Genomic DNA, 23696 nt, shown 5'->3' with positions numbered 1-23696 from the left:
GCGAATGCTCGGCCAGGGGGGGATGGGATCGGTCTACCTGGCCCGCCATCCCCGGCTGGACAAGCAGACCGCGCTCAAACTGCTGAACCGGGACCTGTTCGCCGACGCCTCCGTGCGCGCGCGTTTCGAACGCGAGGCCGATTTGGCCGCGCAGCTCGACCACCCGAGCATCGTGGCCGTCTACGACCGCGGTACCGAGGCCGATCAGCAGTGGATCAGCATGCAATACATCGACGGCGCCGACGCGTCGTCGGTGAACGCGTTGACGCTGCCACCCGAGCGTGCGGTCCAGATCATCGACGGGGTGGCCGAGGCGCTGGACTACGCGCACGGCATCGGCGTACTGCACCGCGATGTGAAGCCCGCCAACGTTCTGCTGGCGCGCTCCGGCGGCGGACATGGGGAACGCGTGTTCCTCACCGACTTCGGGCTGGCCCGACTACGCGCGGAGACCACCCAACTCACCCAGCAGGGCATGTTCACCGCGACCCTCGCCTTCGCCTCACCCGAGCAGATGACCGGTTCGGCGCTCGATCCGCGCTCCGACCAGTATTCGCTGGCGTGCACGCTGTATTGGCTGCTCACGGGCATGGCGCCGTTCGATTCGCCGAATCCGGCCGACATCATCCACGGCAACCTGCAACTGGCCGCTCCGCCGCTGGCGGTCAAACGGCGCGGTCTGTCCCCGGCCTTGGACGCGGTCCTGGCGGTGGCGATGGCCAAACATCCCGCCCACCGCTTCGCCACCTGCGCCGAATTCGCCGCCGCCGCCCGCCATGCGCTCGGTAATCCGGCCTATCAGCCGGTGCCCACCCGTGGTGCGCCCCCGGCGGCCTATGCCGGATACCCGGCTGCGCCCGCGCCGCACGCTGGTGCGGCACCGGCAGGTGTGCCGATGCCGCAGTACCCGCAGCCCGGCACTCCGGGCCACCCGGATGCGCCGACCGGCCAAGGCACAGCGGGTGCTTCCACACCCGGAGCCGGCAACTTCGCCGCCGGTGCCGACGCGCCCCGTGTGGGCGATGGGATCGATACCGACTCGGTGGGTGGCGACACCGCAGACGATTCCGACGGTGTCGGTGGCGCCGGTGGTTCCGACGACGGCAGTGCACATCCGACCACTGTGACCGCGTACGCGGGCGCTGGGGGCTCGTCGCTGCTCATCAAAGGTGAGCAGGTGCAGCCGGTCCCGGCAGATGCTGGTGCGGCAGCGGGCGTCGGTTCGGCTGCCGCACCCACGATGGCACCTCCGCAAGGGCAGCCTCAGCAACCGCCCGCCGACGGCGGCGGGCAGGGGTACGGTGCCCCCGTGCCGCCCTACGGACCCAATCATGGTCTCGGCCATCGCTTTCCGGTGAAGCGCGGTGCCAGCCCCGCCATGATCGCGATATTCACGATCATCGGCCTGCTCGTGGTGCTGTTGGTGCTCGCGGTGGTGGTGATCGTGCTCGGCGGCGAGGACGGCGAGGAAGGCAGCGTCGCGGGCTCGGCCGCCTCGACCTTCACCCCGGCGAAAGACATCACCCCGCAGGAAGATCCGGTGGAACGCAGCAGGCGGATCTTCCCGAGCTTGCTGCCGCAGGGCACCGCCGAGAGCGGACAGGGCTACCAGGGTGCGATGTGCACCGCGTACGAACCCGACGATCAGGTGCGCATCGAGGACGACGCACTCTCCTCGCGTCCGTGGCAGACGGTCTGGGAATGCCGTCGCCGCGTCGAATCCGATACGCATATGAACTACACCATCGTGGTGTACAAGAGCGCCGACGACGCCCGTGCCGTACTCGGTGAACTTCCGCCCAGCTCCCGCAGCACCGGTGCGAAAAGCGGTGCACCGTATACCGCTTACCACTGGATCGAGCCGGAGCCGCCCGGTCCGCTCACCACCACCCATATGGTGGTCGGCTTCGGCGGCGGTGACCCCATCCGCGCGAACGCCCTGCTCACCGTGGGCTATGTGGGTCCGATCGCGGACGAATTCGGTAGCCTGTCCGGCGAGAACGCCGTCCTGCAATGGTGGGCCGACGCACCGCTGTAGCGCGGTCGGTGAGGGTGCTCCGGATACGAGTCGCCCCCGGTGCAAGGCTCGGCGCACCGGGGGCGATTCGATATCGACCTAGTCGACCGCCAGCGCCTCCACGATCGGCATCCGCGCCGCGCGCACGGCGGGCGGGATCGAGCCGAGCAGCGCGAGCAGCAGGGCGATGGTGCCGTACACCAGGAGCAGCGGACTCGGCTGCCAGATGATGTCGATGGTCATGGCGTGGCCGATGGCGGTGGTGGACAGGAACTGCACCACGACACCGACGACCAGCCCGATCGCGGCGCCCGTGATACCGATACCCGCCGCTTCGGCCAGCACCGAGCGCAGGAGGAACTTGCGTCCGGTGCCCATGGCGCGCAGGACGCCGAGTTCGCGGCGCCGGTCGAGCACCGACAGCATCAGGGTGTTCAGCAGCGCCACGGTGGCCACGAGCACCACGATCCAGAGAATGGCGTTGCTCATCGATGTGCCCTGGCGCAGGCTGGCCGAAATCGCCGCCACCGATTCCGCACCGGTCTGGATGCTCGTTCCCGGCGGAACCAGTGCGCCGATGGCGGCTTTCGCCGCGGCGGGGTCGGCGCCCGGTTTCAGATCGATGCCGATGATCGTCTCGCCCGGACGCTGATACCACTCGTGCAGCCGCGAAATATCCATTACGACGATGCCCGAGATGACCGAGAAGTACGGGATCACCTGCACCACCCGCACCGTATGGTCGCCGGTCGGGGTCGGCAGGGTCAGCTCGTCGCCGACCTCGGCGCCGAGCGAACGCGATACATCGCGGGAGAGCACCACGCCCGCACCGGAACCCATCTGTTCGGCGCTGTCCGGGCTGATCGAACTCTGCACCTGGGTGACGACATCGGAGGGATATCCCTGCAACATCACCCGTCCGGTGCCGAGGGTGGCGAACGCCATCTGCCCGGCACGGGCCTGCGCTACCTCGGGCAGCGCTGCGATCTGTTCCACCAGCCCCTCCGGCAGCAGCGGGCCGGTCGGGAACTGTTCCATCGATACCGGACTCACGTACAGGTCGGTATCACCGAGATCGTCGAACGAGGCGGTCGCCGAGTCGACCATATTGCTGGATGCCCCACCCATCGCGACCGTGGCGGCGACGCCGATCATCACCGTCATCATCGTGGCCCACACCCGGCGCGGCGCACGTTCGAGCGTCGTGGCGCCCAACGCGCCGGGTGCGCCGAACCAGCGCGCCACCGCCGCTGCCGCGCGCACGATCGGCCCGGTCGCGGCGAAACACAGTGCCACCGACGCGGCGAATGATATGGAGATGGCGGCCAGCGAGTAGCGGCCGAGATCGGTGCGCGCGATGATCACCGCCGCGACGGCAAGCAGCACACCGAGACCGGCTGCGCCCCAGCGCAATATCGGGCTCGCGGTGTCGCCGCGCCCCACACCGATCGGGACCAGCGCTTCGATCGGCTGCACCTTGTACACCTGACGTGCCGCGATGCCAGCGGCCGCGACACTGGCGAGCACACACGCCGCGATGGCCACCGGTACGGCGTAACCGGGCACCATGTATTCGGTGCGCGCCTCCACCGATTGCACGATGGCCGCTGGCAGCTGCTCGATCGAGACCCGGCCCATGAAGATGCCCACCACGGCGCCCACCGCGCCGCCGAGCAGCCCGAGCAGCGCCGCCTCGACCAGCAGATCACGGACCATGGGTGCGCGTTTGCCGCCGATGGCGCGCAGCAACGACAGGGTGGGTCGGCGCTGCGCCACCGCCATACTCATCGCGTTGTAGATCAGGAACGCCGAGACGATCAACGCCGCCGCCGAGGCCATCAGCGTCGAATAGCGCACGATCATCACCGCGCCACCGGCCTGCGCGGTGCGCAAGCCGGGATCGGCGACCACCGCCCGGCCGCCGACCGCATCGGTCAATGCCGTCCGCAGCGTATCGATATCGGTGCCGGGCGCGGCGAGGATCTGCACCGAGTCCAGGCGACCGGCCCGGTCGGTGATCTTCTGCGCGAGCGGCAGTGGCGCGACGATGATATGGCCGGAGTTGAGCTTGTCGGAGGTCTCGGCATCGAGTACGCCCGCGACGGTGACGGTGGTCGACCCCAGCGGGAACTGTTCACCTTCGGTACGGCCGATCGCGGAGCCGACCAGCACACCGCCGGGCACCGAGAGCAGTTTGCTCGCTTGGCCACTCATTGGTCCGGCGAGTTCGCTGTCGAGCGCGGCGGCCGAGGCGTCGGCGCCGATCAGCAGTGCGCGATCGTCACCGGCGCCGACTTGCGCGCGCACCATCGGCACCGCCCGGTCGACACCGGGTGTGGTGGCGATCGGGGCCAGCAGCACCTGCTCGAAACCGGCATCGGTGACACCGGTGATCTCGAGGACGGCATCGCCGCCGAGGCCACGGGTCAGCTGGTCGACCGATCCGGTGACCGAACCGGAGATGCTGAGCACCGATACCAGCAGACCGGCCGAGACCCCCATCACCGTCAGCGACATCAGGGTGCGGCCACGGTGGGCGAGTAGTTCGCCGATATTGAACAGCCGTAGACGATCCACGGCGGCGCGGATCATGCGTTGACCGTCCGCTCGGCGCGCTCGTCGGACCCGATCCTGCCGTCACGCAGGGTGATCACCCGATCGCAGTAGCGCACCGCGCCCATATCGTGGGTTACCATCACCACCGAGTTGCCCGCGGCGGCGACGTCGCCGAGAAGTTCCAGGATGGCGGCGCCGGTCTTGGAATCGAGGTTGCCGGTGGGCTCATCGGCCAGGATCAGCGGCGGATCCATGATGAGCGATCGGGCCACCGCCACCCGCTGCATCTGCCCGCCGGACAGCTCCGCGGGGCGATGTTCGGCGCGCTCCGACAAGCCCACTCGCTCCAGCAGTTCCAGTGCGCGTGGTTTGGCCTTGCGTAGCCCGGTGCCGTCGAGCAGCTTCGGAATGGCGACGTTCTCCCACGCCGACAGCGTCGGCAGCAGGTTGAAGAACTGGAAGACGAAACCGACGCGATGCCTGCGGAATTCGGACTGACGCTCCTCGTCGAGACTGCCGATCTCCTCGCCCTGGAAGCGGATCGAGCCCGCATCGGGGCTGTCGAGTGCACCGAGCAGATGCAGCAGAGTGCTCTTGCCCGAGCCGGACGGCCCGATGATCGAGGTGAACTCGCCCGCCGCGATATTCAGGCTGATCCCGTCGAGCGCACGTACGACCTGGTCACCGACCAGATACTCCTTGTTGACGTTCGACAGTTCCAGCACGGCTGGTGGTGTCATCGCGTTCCCCGCCCTCTCTCTGACGTTATTCCATTGGGTACGTGCGTCTTCGCTCGCACATCCGGCCTGGGCCGGTGCGACGCTACCGTGCCATCGCTGTCGGTGCGCTGGGGTGGCGTCGGTGCGCTCCCTCGAGCAGGGCGTGCAGTTCGGGTTGTTCGGCACACAATTCGAGGTACGCCTCGACTGACGACTGCCCACGTTCGAAGGCCTCGTCGAGCTTGGTTTCCAGGTGGAGGTTCCACCGGTTGCGCAAGGCCAGCAGCACCCCGGCCGGACCGCCGAAGAGGCGGTCGAGGTCGGGCAGGCCGTCGAACAGATCGTGCCGGTTCGGATCGGCCGCCGCGCGAGCGAGCACGGTGTGCATGATGTCGATGCGGGTGTGCTGGTCTTCCCAGGTCATGGCTTCTGGCCTTTCGTGAGCTGGGCCTTCGGACGGGCCGGTGTGGGAATTGGTCCACGCCACTCGAGAGCGTGGATTTCACGCTACAAACGCGGCTGCCGCGTTGTCGTCGTGCCAGGGACGAGAATCCTTCTCCTACCGTGGGCGGAGGCGAGGCCCGTTTCCGGGACGATGTACCGGGCGCGGTCGGGCGAATATCCTGACAGGATGAGTGCGAGCAGCGTCACACCACCACCGGGCTATGCCGGTGCGGTGGCGCCGTTCCGGGAGAGCGGACGCATCCGCGACCGGATCGCGGCCTTCGCGCGCAGTCCGCGGGCGGTGATCCGCCGCAATATCGACGAGTTGCCGTTCGACTACCCGCCCGCGGTGGTCATCAGTTCCGATCTGGCCTTCCTCGCCATCGGTATCGGCGCGTGTGTGCAGCGCCACGAGTACTTCCCCTCGGCGCTGCCGCTGCTCGCGCTGCTGCTGCTGTTCGTGTCCCTGCCGTTGTTCGCCTTCCTCGGCATCGTGCCCTCACCGCTGCAACTCGGCAGTACCGCGGTCGCGGCGACGGCGCTGTACCTCGTCCAACCGGTGCCCACCGATATCGCGCCGTTCGTGCTGGTCATCTCGGTGGGCGAGGTCGCGGCGATCTCATCGAAACGGGTGAGTGCGCCGTATGCCGCGCTCGCGATCGGTCTGCTCGTCGTCTACGACCTCTTCGGGCGAGTGGGCTGGGACGAGGATCCGCAGCCGCTCGAAGGGCTACCCATGTACTCCCTCGGCATCCTGCTGGGCTGGATGGTCGGCGTGATGCTCCAGTCGCAGCGCCGATTCCTCTATCAGGAACGCGAATACCAGGGCATCCGCGCCGCGCAGGCCGCTGCCGAGGAACGCAGGCGCATCGCGCGTGAGGTGCACGACGTCATCGCCCATTCGCTCAGCGTCACGCTGCTGCACCTCACCGCGGCGCGGCACGCGTTGCAGACCGACCGTGATGTCGACGAGGCCGTCGACGCGCTCACCGACGCCGAACGTCTCGGCAGACAGGCCATGGCCGATATCCGGCGCACTGTCGGCCTGCTCGACAGTGGGCCCACGAAACATCTGGCCGAGCCGAGCGCCGAGGACATCGCCGCGCTGGTCGACGATTTCGCGCGGGCCGGGCTGCCGATCGAGGCCGAGATCACCGGCGATCTCGGTGCGGTATCCGCGGCCGTAGGGCTGGCGCTCTACCGCATCGGGCAGGAGTCGCTGGCCAACGTCGCCAAGCACGCACCCGGCGCGACGGTGCGATTCCGCCTGGTGGTCGATCCGGCGACGGTCACGCTGCGGGTCGCCAACACCGTGCCCGCGGGCGCGCCCGCACAGCTGGGCGCCGGAATGGGCCTGACCGGTATGCGGCAACGGGCCGAACTGCTCGGCGGCCGCATGACCGCAGGCCACGACGACGGCGGCTGGGCGGTCGAGGTCCGATTCCCGCATACGCCCGTACGTAACGGCGCGTTGTGCGAATGGGTGGCCGGTGGGCTTCCGGTCGGCCCGGCGCGGAAAGGCCCTCCGGGCGTGATGTGGCGTTCGCCCAACCGGGCGTGATGAGACGGGAGAACGGGTGACCTCTGCGGCAACGGAGACCACGACGGCGGTGCTCGTGGTCGACGACCAGGAATTGGTGCGCGGCGGCCTGCGCCGCATCCTGCGCCGCCGGGACGGGTTCGTCATCACCGAATGCGCCGACGGCGACGAGGTGCTGTCCGCCCTCTCGGCCGGGCGTCCCGATGTGATCCTGATGGACCTGCGGATGAAACGCGTCGGCGGAATCGAGGCCACCCGGCTGGTCCGTGCTCGGTCCGATGCGCCTCCGGTCCTGGTGCTGACCACTTTCGACGACGATCAACTGCTCTCGGGGGCGCTGCGCGCCGGCGCGGCCGGGTTCATCCTCAAGGACTCACCGGCCGAAGATCTCATTCGCGCCGTGCGCACCGTGGCCGCCGGTGGTGCCTGGCTCGACCCCGCGGTGACCGGTCGGGTGCTGTCGGCCTATCGCACGGTGCGTCCCGCCGCGCCATCGGATGCCAGGCTGGCCGAGCTGACCGCCCGCGAACACGAGGTGCTCGCGCTGATCGGCCGCGGGCGGGTCAATGCGGAAATAGCTCGTGAACTCGGTATCTCCGAGGTGACCGTGAAAAGCCATGTCGGGCATATATTCGGCAAGCTGGATCTGCGTGACCGTGCGGCCGCGATCGTGTTCGCGTTTGACCACGGGGTGGTCTCACCAGGACAATCCACTGTTTGACGGGCAGGTTCCGGTCTCCGGCCGCGCGGTCGAGGCGACAGCGACCACTGCCCGGGAGCGGAGGAATGACACCGGTGGTGGCACCTGGGTCCGAAGTGGGAAAGCGGTTCGGACCGTACGAGTTGCGGTCGTTGCTTGGCAAGGGGGGTATGGGTGAGGTCTACGAGGCCTATGACACGGTCAAGGACCGGATAGTCGCGGTCAAGCTGCTCTCCGATGAGCTGGCACAGGACCCCGAGTATCAGGTCCGGTTCCGGCGCGAATCGCAGACGGCGGCGCGGTTGGCCGAACCGCATATCATCCCGATCCACGACTGGGGTGTGATCGACGGCCGGCTGTTCATCGATATGCGGCTGGTGCCCGGCCCGGACCTGCGCACCATCTTGCAGACCAGCGGCGCGCTGAACCCGCACCGCGCGGTCGCGATCATCGAGCAGATCGCCGCAGCCCTGGACGCCGCGCACGCCGACGGGCTCGTGCACCGCGACGTCAAACCGGCCAACATCCTGGTCACCGAGGCCGACTTCGCCTATCTCGCCGATTTCGGCATCGCCCACACCGAGGGCGACAGCGCCATCACCATGGTCGGCGTCGCCATCGGGTCCTATACCTATATGGCGCCGGAGCGCTTCGATATCGGCCCGGTGACCGGACGTGCCGATATCTACTCGCTGGCCTGTGTGCTGCACGAATGCCTCACCGGCGCGTCACCGTTCCCCGCGGGGAGCATGAGTGTGCTGATCCGATCCCACCTGGCCGAGCCGCCGCCACGTCCGAGTGTGCAGCGCGCCGGTGTGCCCGCGGCCCTGGACGCGGTGATCGCGCGCGGTATGGCCAAGGATCCGAAGGACCGGTATCCGACGGCGACGGAGCTGGCACGCGCCGCACGGGCCGCGCTACCGGCGGCGGGACCCGCTGGCGCCGGATCGGCTGGTGCCGGATCGGCTGGCGCCGCGTCGGCTCCCGCGACCGGTGGATTCGCGCGCCTCGTGGTGCGGCCGCCGGACCCCGCGCGGACCGGTGAGATGAGCGCGGTGACGCCGGAGGCGACCGGTGAACTCTCCCTGCCGGTCATCCGGCCGAGCGGACCGACCGAGGTCAGCCCGACCGAAACCCAGTTCACCCTGCCCACCCAGGAGATCCAGGTGCGGCCACCCGGCCCGCCCGGCACCGGTCCGGTGCCGCAGGTGCGCACCTTCCCGGACGCGCACCTGTACGAGGGTGCGCAACTGCATCCCGCCGTGGACCCGGCCGCGCGACCCGATGTGGACGACTATTCCGGTCCCGCCGCACCGACGCTCCTCGGCGCAGCTCAGTTCTCCGATGGCGGATCGGGAGGCGTCGGCCGTGACGACGCCGCGTATCCGCCCGGTGAGGCGACGCGAGTCTACGGCGCCGCCGAATCCGCGCCGACCACACGCCACACCGGAGCCGGTGCGCCCGGCGATCGCGAAGGCGGTGCGTATCCGGCCGACCAGCAGACACGGTTCTACGGCGCGGACGGATCCGGCGCTCGGTCCGAGGACGACGATCGCGGTACCGATGACGCGCCCGCCGGTGGCTATTCGGCCGATCAAGCGACCAGGATCTACGGCGCGCCCACACCACCCCCCGCCGGGCCCGCCTACGGCTCATCACCCGGCTACCCCCAGCCCGCCGGATACGGTGCACCACCGCCGAATCCGTACGGCGAACCCGCGCTCGGATACGGTGCCGCGCCCGATCCGCGGGCCGGGGGATACGGCGACGATCACGCGGCCGACCACGGCGGCTACGCCGCGGGCCCACCCGGCGGGTATCCACCTGCCGGTGCCGCCGGTTATCCCCCCGACCCGTATGCGCAGGATCCGTACGCCCGCGACCCGTATGCCACGCAGGGCCGTCGCCGTTCGGTCGTACTGCCCATCCTGATCGGTGTGCTGGTCGTCGCGGTCATCGCCGTGGGCGCCGTCGTCGGACTGCACATGTTCGGATCCGACGATTCGGAATCGACCACCGCCAGGACCACCGGCGCCGCCGCCACCTCGGCGGCACCGCGCACCGGTTCTGCGACGGCACCGTCGCGGACGGCGACACCATCGGCGACGCCGCGGCCCATCGCACTACCACCGGGCGCCCGGCCCTGCGGTGCGGCGCCGCCGGCCACCGTCGCGCTCGCCAACGCCGCGGCCGGCACCGAGATGACCAGTTGCGAGTTCGCCGAGGAAGTGCGAAAGGCCTACGCGGAGGCCGCCGGTGGCGGACGGGGCTCCGCGCCCGCCTCCGTGGTCGCCGCCAGCCCGATCACCGGACAGACGTACACGATGAACTGTTCGGAGCGGGACCGGTTGGTCACCTGCACCGGTGGGAACAACGCCGTGGTGTACGTGTACTGACCCCGGTGCGCGCCGCGCGTACCGGTCAGATGTCCAGAATCCGCGATAGGCACGGTCTGCGCTGCACAGGGCATATCGCCGCGAGTCCGAACACCGATCGCCGGTGCGCGATCGGTGTCAGGGCCGCTCGACCCGTGTACTCGCGCGCGTTGCCACCGCACCGAGATCGGTTGTGCGTAACCGGGTTCGGCCGCGCGTGATCGGGTATTCTCGGGCGCCCCGGGACGTCATCGCAGCGACGCAAGAGGCGGACCGGACATCGAACAAGTACGGTTCGGAGATGCTGCACCGACACCGAGACCGGGGGGAGATCGCAACCAGAATGTGTCGAAACATGTCAACTGAACAAGCGGAGCGCTTCCCTACGATGCGACGGAAGGCGGCCGTGTTCGTCGCCGCGGCGACGGCGCTACTCGTGGTCTCCTGCGGGAGCGAGTCCGAGCCCGCCACACCGGCGATGCCGAGTGTCACCGAGGCTGCGGCCAAGGCCGAACACGAAGGTCTGTCGATCACCGTTCCCGGAACGCTGGCCGCCGATATCGCCGACCTGAGGCAGAACCAGCAGGGACGGCTCGGCTTGGCGATCATGCCGGTCGGCGGGCAGAGTGTGGTGACCTTCGGTGATTGGACCACCGGCCCCGCCTGGTCGACGATGAAGGTTCCGCTGGCCATCGCCGCCCTGCGCAAGAGCCAAAGCCCGACGTACTCGACGACCGCGGCGATCACCGCGTCCGACAACTCCGCAGCGGACGCGCTGTGGCAGTCGCTGGGCAGCCCGCAGGAGGCGGCTCAGGCGGTGCAGGCGGTGCTGCGCGAAGGTGGGGACGCCGTCACCACCGTCCCCGCCACCAAGGCGCGGGCGGAATTCTCGGCATTCGGCCAGTCCCAATGGGCGCTGGCCGATCAGGTGCGTTTCGCCTCCCGGCTGCCGTGCCTGCCGGAGTCGGCGGATGTGGTGTCGCTGATGGGGCAGATCATTCCGAATCACCAGTGGGGACTCGGTTCGGTCTTCGACGCCGCCGACTTCAAGGGCGGCTGGGGTCCCGATGCCGAAGGCGCCTATCTGGTCCGGCAATTCGGCCTGGTCCCGGCGCCCGGCGGGCAGATCGCCATCGCGTTGGCCGCCGAACCCGCCTCGGGCAATTTCTCCGACGGGATGAGCACACTCAACAAGATGGCCACGTTGATCTCCCAGCATCTGGGCGAACTCAGCGGCGGGCAGTGTCCCGCCTGAGTCGTCAGGCCCGGAGGCGGTAGCGGAGCGTGGCCACGCAGGGCCCGGCTCAGGCGAAGTCCAATACAGCCTGAGTCGTCAGGCCTGGAGGCGGTAGCGGGGCGTGGCCACGCAGGGCCCGGCTCAGGCGAAATTGGATACCGCCTGAGTCGGACGGTCACTGTTACTCATCGTTCACGGGGGCGAAGCTTCCTCGCGCCCGAATGCCAGGCAAGATAGCGGCCATGCGCATCGGAGTCTTGACCGGAGGCGGAGACTGCCCAGGGCTGAATGCCGTGATCCGTGCCGTCGTACGCACCGCGAACGGGCGGTACGGTGACGCCGTCGTCGGCTTCCAGGACGGCTGGCGCGGCCTACTCGAAGATCGCAAGATCCAGATCCAGAACAATGACCGCACCGACCGGCTGCTCAACAAGGGCGGCACCATGCTCGGCACCGCCCGCACCAACCCCGACGTGCTGCGCGACGGGCTCGGCCGGATTCGACAGACCCTCGACGACAACGGCATCGAGGCCCTCATCCCGATCGGCGGCGAGGGAACGCTCACCGCGGCCAGCTGGCTGTCCGACGAAGGTGTGCCCGTTGTCGGCGTGCCCAAAACCATCGATAACGACATCGACTGCACCGACGTGACCTTCGGCCACGACACCGCGCTCGCCATCGCGACCGAGGCCATCGACCGGCTGCACACCACCGCGGAATCGCATCAGCGGGTCATGCTGGTCGAGGTCATGGGCAGACATGCGGGCTGGATCGCCGTCCACGCCGGTATGGCGGCGGGCGCGCATCTGACGCTGGTGCCCGAGGTTGCGTTCGATGTGCAGCAGGTGTGCGCGATGATCAAGCGCCGTTTCCAGCGCGGTGACAAACATTTCATCTGCGTGGTGGCCGAGGGTTCGCATCCCGCGCCCGATTCCGGGTTCACCCTGCGCGAGGGCGGGATCGACGAATTCGGGCATGAACGTTTCACCGGGGTGGCCCAGCAGCTCGGCGCCGAGATCGAACGCCGGATCGGCAAGGAAGTGCGCACCACGGTGCTCGGCCACGTCCAGCGCGGTGGCAGCCCCACCCCGTACGACCGGGTTCTCGCCACCCGGTTCGGCCTGCACGCGGCGGAGGCGGTGCACGCCGGGCACTTCGGGCAGATGGTGGCCTTGCGTGGCACCGAGATCGGCCTGGTCCCGCTGTCGGAGGCGACCAAGCAGCTCAAGCGGGTGCCCGCCGAGCGCTACCGCGAGGCCGAGGCGTTCTTCGGCTGATCCGGTCACTGCCCGACGCCGCTGCGACGGCATGATCGGCCGGGATCGGGCCGATGATCAGTACTGTGATACCCATGCGGGCTCGACGAGTAGCGATACTGGTGTTGTCGGTAGTGGCCGCGTTGGTGGTCGCCGGATGCTCGGACTCCGATTCCGGCTCGGCGACCGGCGACGAGAATCCGGTCCGCGGTGATTGGCACGGCAAGATCGATATCCCCGGCCAACCGCTCGAGGTCGGCGTGAACTTCCTGTCCGGTGACAGCGCCACCATCGACATCCCGGCGCAGAGCACCATCGATATGCCGCTCGGCGGTGTCGTGGCGGAACCGGATCGGGTGGAGTTCACCCTCCCCGACATTCCGGGCGATCCGAAGTTCCAGGGCCGCTACGACGCCGACCAGGGCAAGATCACCGGCGATTTCACCCAGTCCGGGCAGACGTTCGCGTTGAACATGGAGCCGGGCGCACTCCCGGCGCCGGCCCGGCCGCAGGAACCGAAACCGCCGTACCCGTACTCCTCCGAGGACGTCACCTACCCCAGCGGTGATATCACCATCGCGGGCACGCTCACCGAGCCCGAGGGTGCTGGCCCGTTTCCCGCGGTGCTGATGCTCACCGGCAGCGGCCCGCAGGATCGCAATGAGGAACTGTTCGGGCACAAGCCTTTCCTGCTGATCTCCGACACCCTGACCCGTGCGGGCTATGCCGTGCTCCGCGTCGACGATCGTGGAGTGGGTGGCACCGGCGGCAAGCTCGACGACGCCACCTACGACGACCTGGCTGCCGACGCGGCGGCCGGGCTGGCCTACCTGCGTACTCGCCCCGATATCGACCCCGCGCGTATCGGCCTGTTCGGCCACAGCGAGGGCGGCTATCTCGCACCCCTGATCGCCTCGAAACCCGACAGCGGTGTCGCGTTCGCCATCCTGATGGCGGGTCCGTCGGTCCCCGGCGGCGATGTGCTGATCGAACAGAACCGCGCGCTCGTCGCCGCCGGTGGCGCGCCCCCGGAGGAGGTCGACGCGCAGGTCGCCTACATCACCGAGCTCACCGCGGCCGTCCGTGCCGGTGATCGTGAAGGCGCGAAACAGATCGCCCGCACACGTAACGAGACGCTGCCCGAGGAACAACGGATGACCGAGGAACAGGTCGACGGATTGTTCACCCCGTCGATGACCTCGTTCATGACCTACGATCCAGCGCCCGCGCTGACGGCCCTGCGCATTCCGGTGCTCGCGTTCTTCGGCGGCAAGGATCTCCAGGTGCTGCCGAGCCAGAACGAGCAGCCGATGCGTGAGCTGCTCGCCGCTGATCCGGACGCCACCGTGCACACCTTTCCCGAACTCAACCACCTCATGCAGCCCGCCGGCATGGGCCTGCCCAGCGAATACGCGAGCATCGAGACCACGGTCTCGCCGGAGGTGCTCGACTACGTCGAGGCATGGCTGGCCCAGCGAGTTCCGACCAGCTGAGCGATGGCCGCGCCGGGGGTACCCGTCGTGGCGAAGCGGCACCCGGCCTTACCTAGACTGTTCGCCATGAGCGCACCTACCGTCGAGCTGATGGATTACGCCGATGTCGTGACCCGGTACGAGCCGGTGCTCGGCATGGAAGTTCACGTCGAGCTGTCCACCGCGACCAAGATGTTCTGCGGGTGCCCCACCGAGTTCGGCGCCGAACCGAATACCCAGGTGTGCCCGGTATGCCTCGGGCTGCCCGGATCGCTTCCGGTGGTCAACTCCGCGGCGGTCGAATCGGCCATCCGCATCGGTCTGGCGCTGAACTGTTCGATCACGCCGTGGGGCCGGTTCGCGCGCAAGAACTACTTCTACCCGGATCAGCCGAAGAACTATCAGATCAGTCAGTACGACGAGCCCATCGCCACCGAGGGACACCTCGATGTGGTGCTCGACGACGGCAGCATCTTCCGCGTCGACATCGAACGCGCGCATATGGAAGAGGACACCGGTAAATCGGTGCACGTCGGTGGCGCCACCGGACGCATCCACGGCGCCAGCCATTCGCTGCTCGACTACAACCGGGCCGGTGTGCCGCTCATCGAGATCGTCACCAAGCCGATCACCGGGGCGGGGCAGCGGGCGCCCGAGGTGGCCCGCGCCTACGTCACGGCGCTGCGTGATCTGCTGAAATCGCTCGGGGTCTCCGATGTGAAGATGGAGCAGGGTTCGCTGCGCTGCGATGCCAATGTCTCGCTCATGCCGGTCGGCGCCACCGCATTCGGTACCCGCACCGAAACCAAGAACGTCAACTCGCTGCGCAGTGTGGAGGTGGCGGTGCGGTACGAGATGCGCCGCCAGGCGGCCGTATTGGCCTCCGGCGGTTCGATCGTGCAGGAGACCAGGCATTTCCACGAGGCCGATGGCTCCACCTCGCCGGGCCGCCGCAAGGAGACCGCCGAGGACTACCGCTACTTCCCCGAACCCGATCTGCGTCCGGTCGCCCCCGAGGCCGAATGGGTCGAGCAGTTGCGCACCACGATCCCCGAGTACCCGTGGCTGCGCCGGGCGCGCATCCAGTCCGACTGGGGCCTGTCCGACGAGGTGATGCGTGACCTGGTGAACGCGGGCGCGCTCGATCTGATCATCGCCACCGTCGATGCGGGTGCTCCGGCCAACGAGGCGCGTTCCTGGTGGGTCGCCTACCTCACCGAGAAGGCCAAGGAGCGCGAGGTGGCGCTGGAGGATCTGCCGATCACTCCCGCGCAGGTGGCCGAGGTGATCGCACTGGTCGAGGCCAAGACGGTGAACAACAAGGTCGCCAAGCAGGTCGTCGACTTCGTCCTCGCCGGTGAAGGTGACCCCGCGCAGATCGTGGAGACCAAGGGGCTCGGCATGGTCAGCGATGAGGGCGCCCTCCAGGCCGAGGTCGACAAGGCGCTGGCCGCCAACCCCGATATCGCCGACAAGATCCGCTCCGGCAAGGTGCAGGCCGCGGGCAAGATCGTCGGCGACGTCATGAAGGCCACCCGAGGCCAGGCCGACGCCGCCCGCGTCCGCGAACTGGTGCTGGCCGCCTGCGGCGCCTGAGGTTCCGAAGGACGAACAACTCCCGCCCGCGAGTTTCGTGGGCGGGAGTTGTTGTTCTGTGGTCCACCGGGATCCGGCGATCTCCGATCACGACGCATCGCGCCGTGATCGGAGGGGAGCCGGGATCAGTCCGGTCCGCCACCACCGGCCGACGGCGGCGGGATACGCACCACGCGGTCGTCGAATGGGCCGGGCGCACCGCCCTCGTCCTTGTTGGCGGTGGAGACCCAGATGGTGCCGTCGCCGCCGGCGGCCGCGCCACTGAGGCGGCCGTACTTGTCCTGGGCGACAAGGGTGGGAGCCGCGGTGACCGCATTGGTGTCCGGATCGGTGACCGCCAGCGCCAGCGCCTTCGCACCCGTCAGCGAGATCGCCACCCCATCGGCGGCAGCCGCGCACCCCGCGACGCCGGGCCGATCCGGCCAGGTCCATGCCGTGCTGACCGCGCCGTCGGGAGCCAGCCGTTGCAGCCGATCCTCCACGGGGGTGCGGTCGGTGATCCAGACGCCGTTGCTGCTGTCGAGGCAGATATCGCCCGCGGTGCCGATACCGGAGACCACCACCTCGGGTGCCGCCGAACCGTTCGCACTGGGCGAATTCACCCGCAGCAGCTTGCCCGCCAGCGACGACTGCGCCGCACCCGCGCCGGGATCACCGGTATTGCCGGTCAGCACCAGCATCCGATCCGGTGCGGTGAACTCCACGGCACCGCGATTACCGGTGGCGCCCTTCGGGATTCCGGTCAGCACCGGCTTCGGTGGACCGCCGCCCTGGGCGATACGCACCACCCGGTTGTCGCTCGGGGTGGTGATGTAGGCGTAGAGCAGGCCGTCCTCACCGTAGGTGGGGGACAGGGCGAGGTCGGTGAGTCCGCCGTCGCCGGAACCGTCGACGTCGATCTGCGCGATCTCCACCGGCGGCTGTTCGGGCACCACCTTCATGATCCGTCCGGTGCGGCGTTCGGTGACCAGTGCCGAACCACCGAGGGAGATCAGCCCGCCGGTGGTGTCGAGGCAGGTGGCGACGACCGCCGGATCGGGGTCGATGCACGGTCCGCTCGGACGGGTCGTCGAGGTCGGTGGCTGACCGGGCTTCTTCGGGTCGATATTCGCCCCGTGCAGCGTCGGCTCCGGCGTGAACGGACTGGACGCGGAATCGTCGAACCGCGCGCAGCCACCCAGCAGCAACGAGCCGAGCACCACCCCCACCACCAAGCGCTTCACGCCAACCGACTTCATACCCCAAACGTAACGGAAACCTCCGCGGGCGCGCCTGCCGCGGGTCCACCCCGGTGTGGCCGAAACACGTCAATCGGACACGCCGTCGCGCGAGAGGGTTAACCGCGAGGCCCACGCGGCATAGGCTGAACGGGTGAGCGACAAGTCGAAAGACGAGCCCGAATCCGCCGCGAGCACGGCGGAACAGCGGGCGGTGTCATCATCGGAGGGCGCCGTCGGCAGTCCCTACGATTCACCGACCGGCGAGCTACCGACGGTGGACCGCGCGAAGATGACCAAGGAGATCCCGCGCACCGACGACGAGTTGGGCCTCGATCCCGACGTCGACGCGCAGACCACCACCGGCGCCGCGCCGAAGAGCACCGATCCGGATGCCACGTACGCCTATGCGAGCATCCCGCCCGCCGCCACTCCGCCCGCGGGCGGTGCGACCAACCGCACCCGCCGCCGCAACGGCGAGTACCGGCGCGGCACCCTCGATCTCGGTTTGTTCCTGCTGCGGTTGATCGTCGGCGGCACGTTCCTCTACCACGGCATGCAGAAGCTCGCGGGCTGGTTCGACGGCCCCGGTATCGACGGCACCCGCGACATGATGGAGAAGGGCGGCTGGGACCATCCGTCCCTGTCGGCGGCCATGCTCATCGCCGGTGAGGTCGGCGGCGGCCTGCTGCTGATCTTCGGCCTCGCCACCCCGCTGGCCGCCGGTGCGGTGCTGGCCGTCATCCTCGACGCCTGGGCCTGGAAGCAGGGCATGCACCGCGACTTCCAGTACTCCTCCGGCCCCGGCGCGGTGGAGATGGAGACGATTCTGGCGGGTACGGCCGCCGTCATCATCCTCACCGGCCCCGGCCGCTGGGCCCTCGACCGTAACCGCGGCTGGGCCACCCGCCCGGCATGGGGCTCGTTCGTGGTGCTGTTGCTGGCGATCGCCGCGGCCGCTGGCGCGTGGTGGTACCTGCACGGCGGCAACCCGCTCGTCGGCGTCGGCCCCTTCGACTGAGCCACAGAGAATCACCGAAAGAAGGCGTCCCCCGCAACCGTGCGGGGGACGCCTTCTTCTCGTGTGGCTCGTCTACTTCACGAACCGCACCGCACCCTTGTCGGCCGAGGTCGCCATGGCGGCGTAAGCGCGCAGCGCTGTCGTCACCGGACGTTCCCGCGCCACCGGCTGCCACGGGTGTTCCCGCGCTTCCATCTTGGCGCGGCGCTCGGCCAGCGCGGCGTCGTCGACCAGCAGTTCGAGGCTGCGGCTGGTGACATCGATGCGGATCCGGTCGCCGTTCTCCACCAATCCGATGACACCGCCGCTGGCCGCCTCGGGGGAGATGTGGCCGATGGACAGACCCGAGGTGCCGCCGGAGAAGCGGCCGTCGGTGATGAGCGCGCACTCCTTGCCGAGGCCCGCGCCCTTGAGGAATGCGGTGGGGTGCAGCATTTCCTGCATGCCGGGACCACCGGCGGGGCCCTCGTAGCGCACCACGATCACATCGCCGGGCTCGATCTTCTTGCCGAGGATCACCGACACGGCCTCCTCCTGGGATTCGACCACCACGGCCGGACCTTCGAAGGTGAACAGCTCCTCATCGATACCGGCGGTCTTGAGGATCGCGCCGTCGGGCGCGATATTGCCGCGCAGCACCACCAGCCCGCCCTCCTTGGTGTAGGCGTGCTCGATATCGCGGATGCAGCCGCCCTCGGCGTCGGTGTCCAGCGACGACCAGCGGTTCTCGGTGGAGAACGGTTCGGTGGTGCGCACGCCGCCGGGTGCGGCGTGGAACAGTTCGATCGCCTCGTCGGAAGCCTTGCCGGAGCGGATGTCCCAGGTGTCGAGCCATTCGTCGAAGCTCGCGGTGTGCACCGTGGTGACCTCGGTTTCCAGCAGCCCCGCGCGCCGCAGCTCACCGAGCAGCGCGGGGATGCCACCGGCCCGGTGCACATCCTCCATGTGGTAGTCGGAGTTCGGCGACACCTTCGACAGGGTCGGCACCCGGCGGCTGGTCTCCTCGATGGTGTGCAGATCGAAGTCGATCTCACCTTCCTGCGCGGCGGCAAGGGTGTGCAGCACCGTATTGGTGGAGCCGCCCATCGCCACATCCAGAGCCATCGCATTGCGGAAGGCCTTGGCATTGGCGACATTGCGCGGCAGCACCGAAGCGTCGTCCTCGCGGTACCAGCGGTTGGCGATATCGACGATGACCCGGCCCGCCCGCTCGAACAGGGCGCGGCGCGCGGCATGGGTGGCGAGGGTGGAACCGTTGCCCGGCAGGGCGAGGCCGAGTGCCTCGGTGAGGCAGTTCATCGAGTTCGCGGTGAACATGCCGGAGCAGGAACCACAGGTGGGGCAGGCGCTGCGTTCGACCTCGTCGAGGCCCGCATCGCTGACCGCGGAGTTGGCGCTGGCCGAGATCGCGGTGACGAGGTCGGTGGGCGCCTGTGCGACACCGCCCACGACGACGGCTTTACCGGCCTCCATCGGACCGCCGGAGACGAACACCGCGGGGATGTTGAGCCGCATGGCCGCATTGAGCATGCCGGGGGTGATCTTGTCGCAGTTGGAGATGCACACCAGCGCGTCGGCGGTATGCGCATTGGCCATGTACTCCACCGAATCGGCGATGATCTCGCGGCTCGGCAGCGAGTACAGCATGCCGCCGTGGCCCATCGCGATGCCGTCGTCGACGGCGATGGTGTGGAACTCACGCGGCACGCCGCCCGCGGCGCGCACGGCGTCGGCGACGATCTCGCCGACATTCTTCAGATGCACGTGGCCTGGCACGAACTGGGTGTAGGAGTTGGCGATGGCCACGATCGGCTTACCGAAATCGGAGTCGGTCATACCGGTGGCCCGCCACAGCGCGCGAGCGCCGGCGGCATTGCGGCCGATGGTGGTGGTGCGGGAACGAAGCGGTGGCATGGGTGTCCTCGGTCGGGTCGCGGGGGCTGATGTGCGACGACGCCGAGCGGTGTCGCGGTCCGGCCGGGGTGCCCGGCGGTCCGATGCGATGCGCGGCTCGGCGTGCCTTCACGTTACTCCCGCAGGTGGCACGGGCCGTGTGCCGGTGGCGGGAGCGAAATCAGTTGCCCGGTGTGCTGTCGGTATCGCGTGCGGCCGAGGTGTCGGCCTGGCTCGGCGTCGGTGTGTCGCCGCCCGTGGTCGGGTCGGCGCCCGAGGCGGGCTCGGTGGTGCCGGTGGTGGCGGCATCATCCGATTCGATCGGTTCGGCGGGTCCGGCGAACGGGTCGGGGATACGTCCACCCGAAGCGTCCACCAGTTCGCGCAACCGGTCATAGGTTACCGCCGGTAGTTTGGCCTCACTGTCGTCGTCGAGGTGAACCCGGATATAGCCACGCTTGGGAATGCGGATACCGCGTACCCGGGCCCAGTCGATGTGGCGTGCGCCGAACACCGTCCGCAGATCCAGCCCGGCGCCCGAGACCGTGGTCTGGGTGCGCAGGATCCACACCGATACCGCGATCGGGAGGGCGAACAGCCACCAGAACGCGGCGGGCCAGCCGACGAATGGGAAGAACACGCACAGTACGAGCACCAATACGCCGATGAAGTTCAGCCGTGTGATGCGGATGACACGCGCCGCGGTGTCCTGGCTCGCCCGACCACCCGTATCCGTCGTCGTGTCGGACGTGTGGGACGATTTAGCCGGTGGCACGGACTGATGCGGTGATGACACACCACCATCCTCGCATCATGGTGGACGGACTCGAGCACCCACTGTCGTCCCACATAATGGGACGGCCTTGGCTGGCGGTTTGACTCTTCACCTCACGCACAAATACCGTCATGCGCGTGAATCGAAACGAGTTGCTCGTACTCGGCCGGCGCGTCCAGCGTTGAGCCCGACTACCTGATACGTCAGCTCGCACTGCGACGCGCCACCCTCGAACAGCCCTGTGCTGTCGGGGGCTTTTTTGTGTTCGGACCATGACCGCTGTCCGGACGGGCAGGCACCGCCACACGCGGCTCGCCCGGGGTCATAACGACAAGAGGTAAGGAACCAAGACGGTGAGCGCACCAACCGCCCGGCCCGGGCCCTCGGCCCGCAGGCCCGCGCCTTCGGCGAACCAACCGGCAGCTGCCGGTACTCCCGCGACGAACACGGCCAACCGCCGCCAGCTCCCGCCCGAGCGGGTCACCGGCGCGCAGTCGGTCGTCCGCTCGCTCGAGGAGCTCGGCGTCGACACCGTATTCGGTATTCCCGGCGGGGCCATCCTGCCCGTCTACGATCCGCTGTTCGATTCGACGCGGGTGCGGCATGTGCTGGTGCGCCATGAGCAGGGCGCTGGCCACGCCGCGACCGGGTACGCCCAGGCCACCGGCAAGGTCGGTGTCTGTATGGCGACCTCGGGTCCCGGCGCCACCAACCTCGTCACCCCGATCGCCGACGCCCAGATGGATTCGGTGCCGATCGTCGCGATCACCGGCCAGGTCGGGCGCGGGCTGATCGGAACCGACGCGTTCCAGGAAGCCGATATCTCCGGCATCACCATGCCGATCACCAAGCACAACTTCCTGATCACCGACGGCCACGACATCCCGCGCATGATCGCCGAGGCGTTCTACCTGGCCGCCAGCGGACGTCCGGGCGCGGTGCTCGTCGACATCCCCAAGGACGTGCTGCAAGCGCAGACCACCTTCAGCTGGCCGCCGGAGATGCGGCTGCCCGGCTACCGTCCGGTCACCAAACCGCACGGTAAGCAGGTGCGTGAGGCCGCGCGGCTGATCGCCGAATCCAAGGCGCCGGTGCTCTACGTCGGCGGCGGTGTGATCAAGGCCGACGCCTCGGCCGAACTGCTGGAGCTGGCCGAACTGACCGGCATTCCCGTGGTGACCACCCTGATGGCGCGCGGCGCGTTCCCCGACAGCCACCGCCTGCACTGCGGTATGCCCGGTATGCACGGCTCGGTGGCCGCGGTGGCGGCATTGCAGAAATCGGATCTGCTGATCACCCTCGGCGCCCGCTTCGACGACCGGGTGACCGGGCAGCTGGATTCCTTCGCCCCCGGCGCCAAGGTCATCCACGCCGATATCGACCCCGCCGAGATCGGTAAGAACCGGCACGCCGACGTCCCGATCGTCGGTGACTGCCGTGAGGTGATCGTCGAGTTGATCGAGACCCTGAAGGCCGATCCGGCCCAGAACATGCCGTTCGCGCTCGGCGAATGGTGGACCTACCTCGACGGTATCCGCGACAGCTACCCGCTGGGCTGGTCCGCGCCGAGCGACGGATCGCTGTCGCCGGAATACGTCATCGACGCGCTCGGTCGCCTCGCCGGACCGGACGCCATCTACTGCGCGGGCGTCGGCCAGCACCAGATGTGGGCCGCCCAGTTCGTCAAGTACGAGAAGCCGCGCACCTGGCTCAACTCCGGTGGCCTCGGCACCATGGGCTACGCCGTTCCCGCCGCCATGGGCGCCAAGATGGGCGCGCCCGACAAGGAAGTGTGGGCGGTCGACGGTGACGGCTGTTTCCAGATGACCAACCAGGAGCTGGCCACCTGCGCGGTGGAGGGCGTGCCGATCAAGGTCGCGCTGATCAACAACGGCAACCTCGGCATGGTCCGGCAGTGGCAGACCCTGTTCTACGAACAGCGCTACTCCAACACCGATCTCGGCACGCACACCCTGCGCATCCCCGATTTCGTCAAGCTGGCCGAAGCCCTCGGCTGCCACGGCATCCGGGTGGAGAAGGAAGAAGACGTCGAGGCCGCGATCCGGGAGGCACAGTCGATCGACGACCGCCCGGTGGTCATCGATTTCATCGTCGGCAAGGACGCCCAGGTCTGGCCCATGGTCGCCGCGGGCACCAGCAATGACGAGATCATGGCCGCGCGCGGTATCCGGCCGCTGTTCGACGAGGACGAATCGGCCGCCGAACCCGCCGTCATCCATGAGGCACTGTCCCATGACCGGACCAAGGACCGTGCGAGCGAGGCCGCCGCATCGACCAGCGAGGGGACCACAGAATGAGCAGCACCCACACCCTCAGCGTCCTCGTCGAGGACAAGCCGGGCGTGCTGGCGCGAGTGGCGAGCCTGTTCTCTCGCCGCGGTTTCAATATCGAATCGCTGGCCGTCGGTGGCACCGAGGTCCCCGAGATCTCCCGGATGACCATCGTCGTCACCGTCGAGGACCTGCCGCTCGAGCAGGTCACCAAACAGCTCAACAAGCTGGTGAACGTCATCAAGATCGTCGAGCAGGACGCCGACGCGTCGGTGGCACGCGAGTTGATCCTGGTGAAGGTGCGCGCCGATGCCAGTGTGCGCACCCAGGTGATCGAGGCCGTTACGCTCTTCCGGGCGAAGGTCATCGACGTGTCCCCGGACGCGCTCACCGTCGAGGCGACCGGAACCCGGTCCAAGCTCGACGCGTTGCTGCGGATGCTGGAACCGTACGGTATCCGTGAGATCGTGCAGTCCGGTGTCGTGGCGGTCGGCCGCGGTCCCAAGTCGATCACGGCGACGCGTTAGCTTCCGGCGCTCGCCGATTCTCGTAATTCACATACTGTTCCCGCGTCGCGCGGGGACGAT

The 23696-nt window shown here is 68.6% G+C and carries 16 protein-coding genes and 1 pseudogene; 11 read left to right on the top strand and 6 right to left on the bottom strand.

Annotated elements, in window-relative coordinates:
• The first annotated feature begins 4 nt into the window (after window positions 1-4).
• The gene (locus tag QH168_RS16315; protein ID WP_280235492.1) at window positions 5-2038 is read left to right on the top strand and encodes a serine/threonine-protein kinase; all 2034 of its coding nucleotides are present in this window, start codon (window positions 5-7) and stop codon (window positions 2036-2038) included.
• A gap of 78 nt (window positions 2039-2116) precedes the next feature.
• Here QH168_RS16315 and QH168_RS16310 read toward each other — a convergent pair whose 3' ends face one another.
• The 3 genes from QH168_RS16310 to QH168_RS16300 form a co-directional block, all read right to left on the bottom strand.
• A complete protein-coding gene (locus QH168_RS16310; protein WP_280235491.1) occupies window positions 2117-4609 on the bottom strand; it encodes an ABC transporter permease in 2493 nt (830 codons plus the stop codon).
• Window positions 4606-5313 carry an ABC transporter ATP-binding protein gene (locus tag QH168_RS16305; RefSeq protein ID WP_280235490.1) on the bottom strand — a complete coding sequence of 236 codons (708 nt, stop codon included), beginning with the start codon at window positions 5311-5313 and terminating at the stop codon, window positions 4606-4608. Before QH168_RS16305 ends, QH168_RS16310 begins: the two co-directional genes overlap by 4 nt.
• An 82-nt stretch (window positions 5314-5395) precedes the next feature.
• Window positions 5396-5716 (bottom strand): hypothetical protein, encoded by a 321-nt coding sequence (locus QH168_RS16300; RefSeq protein WP_280235489.1) that lies wholly within the window; start codon window positions 5714-5716, stop codon window positions 5396-5398.
• 207 nt (window positions 5717-5923) lie between these two features.
• Here QH168_RS16300 and QH168_RS16295 point away from each other — a divergent pair, with 207 nt between their 5' ends.
• The 7 genes and pseudogenes from QH168_RS16295 to gatB all read left to right on the top strand — a co-directional run bounded on the left by QH168_RS16295 (window position 5924) and on the right by gatB (window position 15912).
• Window positions 5924-7297: a sensor histidine kinase gene (locus QH168_RS16295; RefSeq protein ID WP_280235488.1), complete on the top strand. Its 1374-nt coding sequence runs from the start codon at window positions 5924-5926 to the stop codon at window positions 7295-7297.
• 49 nt (window positions 7298-7346) lie between these two features.
• Entirely contained in the window at window positions 7347-7997 is a 651-nt protein-coding gene (locus tag QH168_RS16290) for a response regulator transcription factor (protein ID WP_280235521.1), read from the top strand.
• Between the two features lie 65 nt (window positions 7998-8062).
• Window positions 8063-8926, top strand: a pseudogene (locus QH168_RS16285) (serine/threonine-protein kinase); the annotation flags it as partial.
• Window positions 8927-10739: 1813 nt separating this feature from the next.
• Complete coding sequence (locus QH168_RS16280; protein ID WP_280235487.1) at window positions 10740-11606, top strand: hypothetical protein; 867 nt, start codon at window positions 10740-10742, stop codon at window positions 11604-11606.
• Between the two features lie 224 nt (window positions 11607-11830).
• Window positions 11831-12865 (top strand): ATP-dependent 6-phosphofructokinase, encoded by a 1035-nt coding sequence (locus QH168_RS16275; protein ID WP_280235486.1) that lies wholly within the window; start codon window positions 11831-11833, stop codon window positions 12863-12865.
• A 74-nt stretch (window positions 12866-12939) separates the two neighbouring features.
• A complete protein-coding gene (locus QH168_RS16270) occupies window positions 12940-14337 on the top strand; it encodes an alpha/beta hydrolase family protein (protein WP_280235485.1) in 1398 nt (465 codons plus the stop codon).
• Window positions 14338-14403: 66 nt separating this feature from the next.
• Window positions 14404-15912: an Asp-tRNA(Asn)/Glu-tRNA(Gln) amidotransferase subunit GatB gene (gene gatB, locus QH168_RS16265; RefSeq protein ID WP_280235484.1), complete on the top strand. Its 1509-nt coding sequence runs from the start codon at window positions 14404-14406 to the stop codon at window positions 15910-15912.
• 125 nt (window positions 15913-16037) lie between these two features.
• Here the strand turns inward: gatB and QH168_RS16260 are convergent, their stop codons facing one another.
• Window positions 16038-17150, bottom strand: a complete 1113-nt coding sequence (locus QH168_RS16260; protein ID WP_280235483.1) for a PQQ-dependent sugar dehydrogenase — start codon at window positions 17148-17150, stop codon at window positions 16038-16040.
• 133 nt (window positions 17151-17283) lie between these two features.
• On the opposite strand from QH168_RS16260, the gene QH168_RS16255 reads away from it, so the two are divergent.
• Window positions 17284-18150 (top strand): DoxX family protein, encoded by an 867-nt coding sequence (locus tag QH168_RS16255; protein ID WP_280235482.1) that lies wholly within the window; start codon window positions 17284-17286, stop codon window positions 18148-18150.
• Between the two features lie 72 nt (window positions 18151-18222).
• Here QH168_RS16255 and ilvD read toward each other — a convergent pair whose 3' ends face one another.
• Both ilvD and QH168_RS16245 read right to left on the bottom strand, forming a co-directional pair.
• Window positions 18223-20064: a dihydroxy-acid dehydratase gene (ilvD, locus tag QH168_RS16250; protein WP_280235481.1), complete on the bottom strand. Its 1842-nt coding sequence runs from the start codon at window positions 20062-20064 to the stop codon at window positions 18223-18225.
• 160 nt (window positions 20065-20224) lie between these two features.
• Complete coding sequence (locus QH168_RS16245) at window positions 20225-20698, bottom strand: PH domain-containing protein (protein WP_280235520.1); 474 nt, start codon at window positions 20696-20698, stop codon at window positions 20225-20227.
• A gap of 473 nt (window positions 20699-21171) precedes the next feature.
• On the opposite strand from QH168_RS16245, the gene QH168_RS16240 reads away from it, so the two are divergent.
• Window positions 21172-23136 (top strand): acetolactate synthase large subunit, encoded by a 1965-nt coding sequence (locus QH168_RS16240; RefSeq protein ID WP_280235480.1) that lies wholly within the window; start codon window positions 21172-21174, stop codon window positions 23134-23136.
• A complete protein-coding gene (ilvN, locus tag QH168_RS16235) occupies window positions 23133-23636 on the top strand; it encodes an acetolactate synthase small subunit (protein WP_163825533.1) in 504 nt (167 codons plus the stop codon). Before QH168_RS16240 ends, ilvN begins: the two co-directional genes overlap by 4 nt.
• Window positions 23637-23696 lie beyond the last annotated feature (60 nt).

The organism is Nocardia cyriacigeorgica, assembly GCF_029868385.1.
Taxonomy (GTDB): domain Bacteria; phylum Actinomycetota; class Actinomycetes; order Mycobacteriales; family Mycobacteriaceae; genus Nocardia; species Nocardia cyriacigeorgica_F.
Note: the sequence above shows the minus strand (reverse complement) of the source record. Positions and strands in the feature narration are given on the sequence as shown.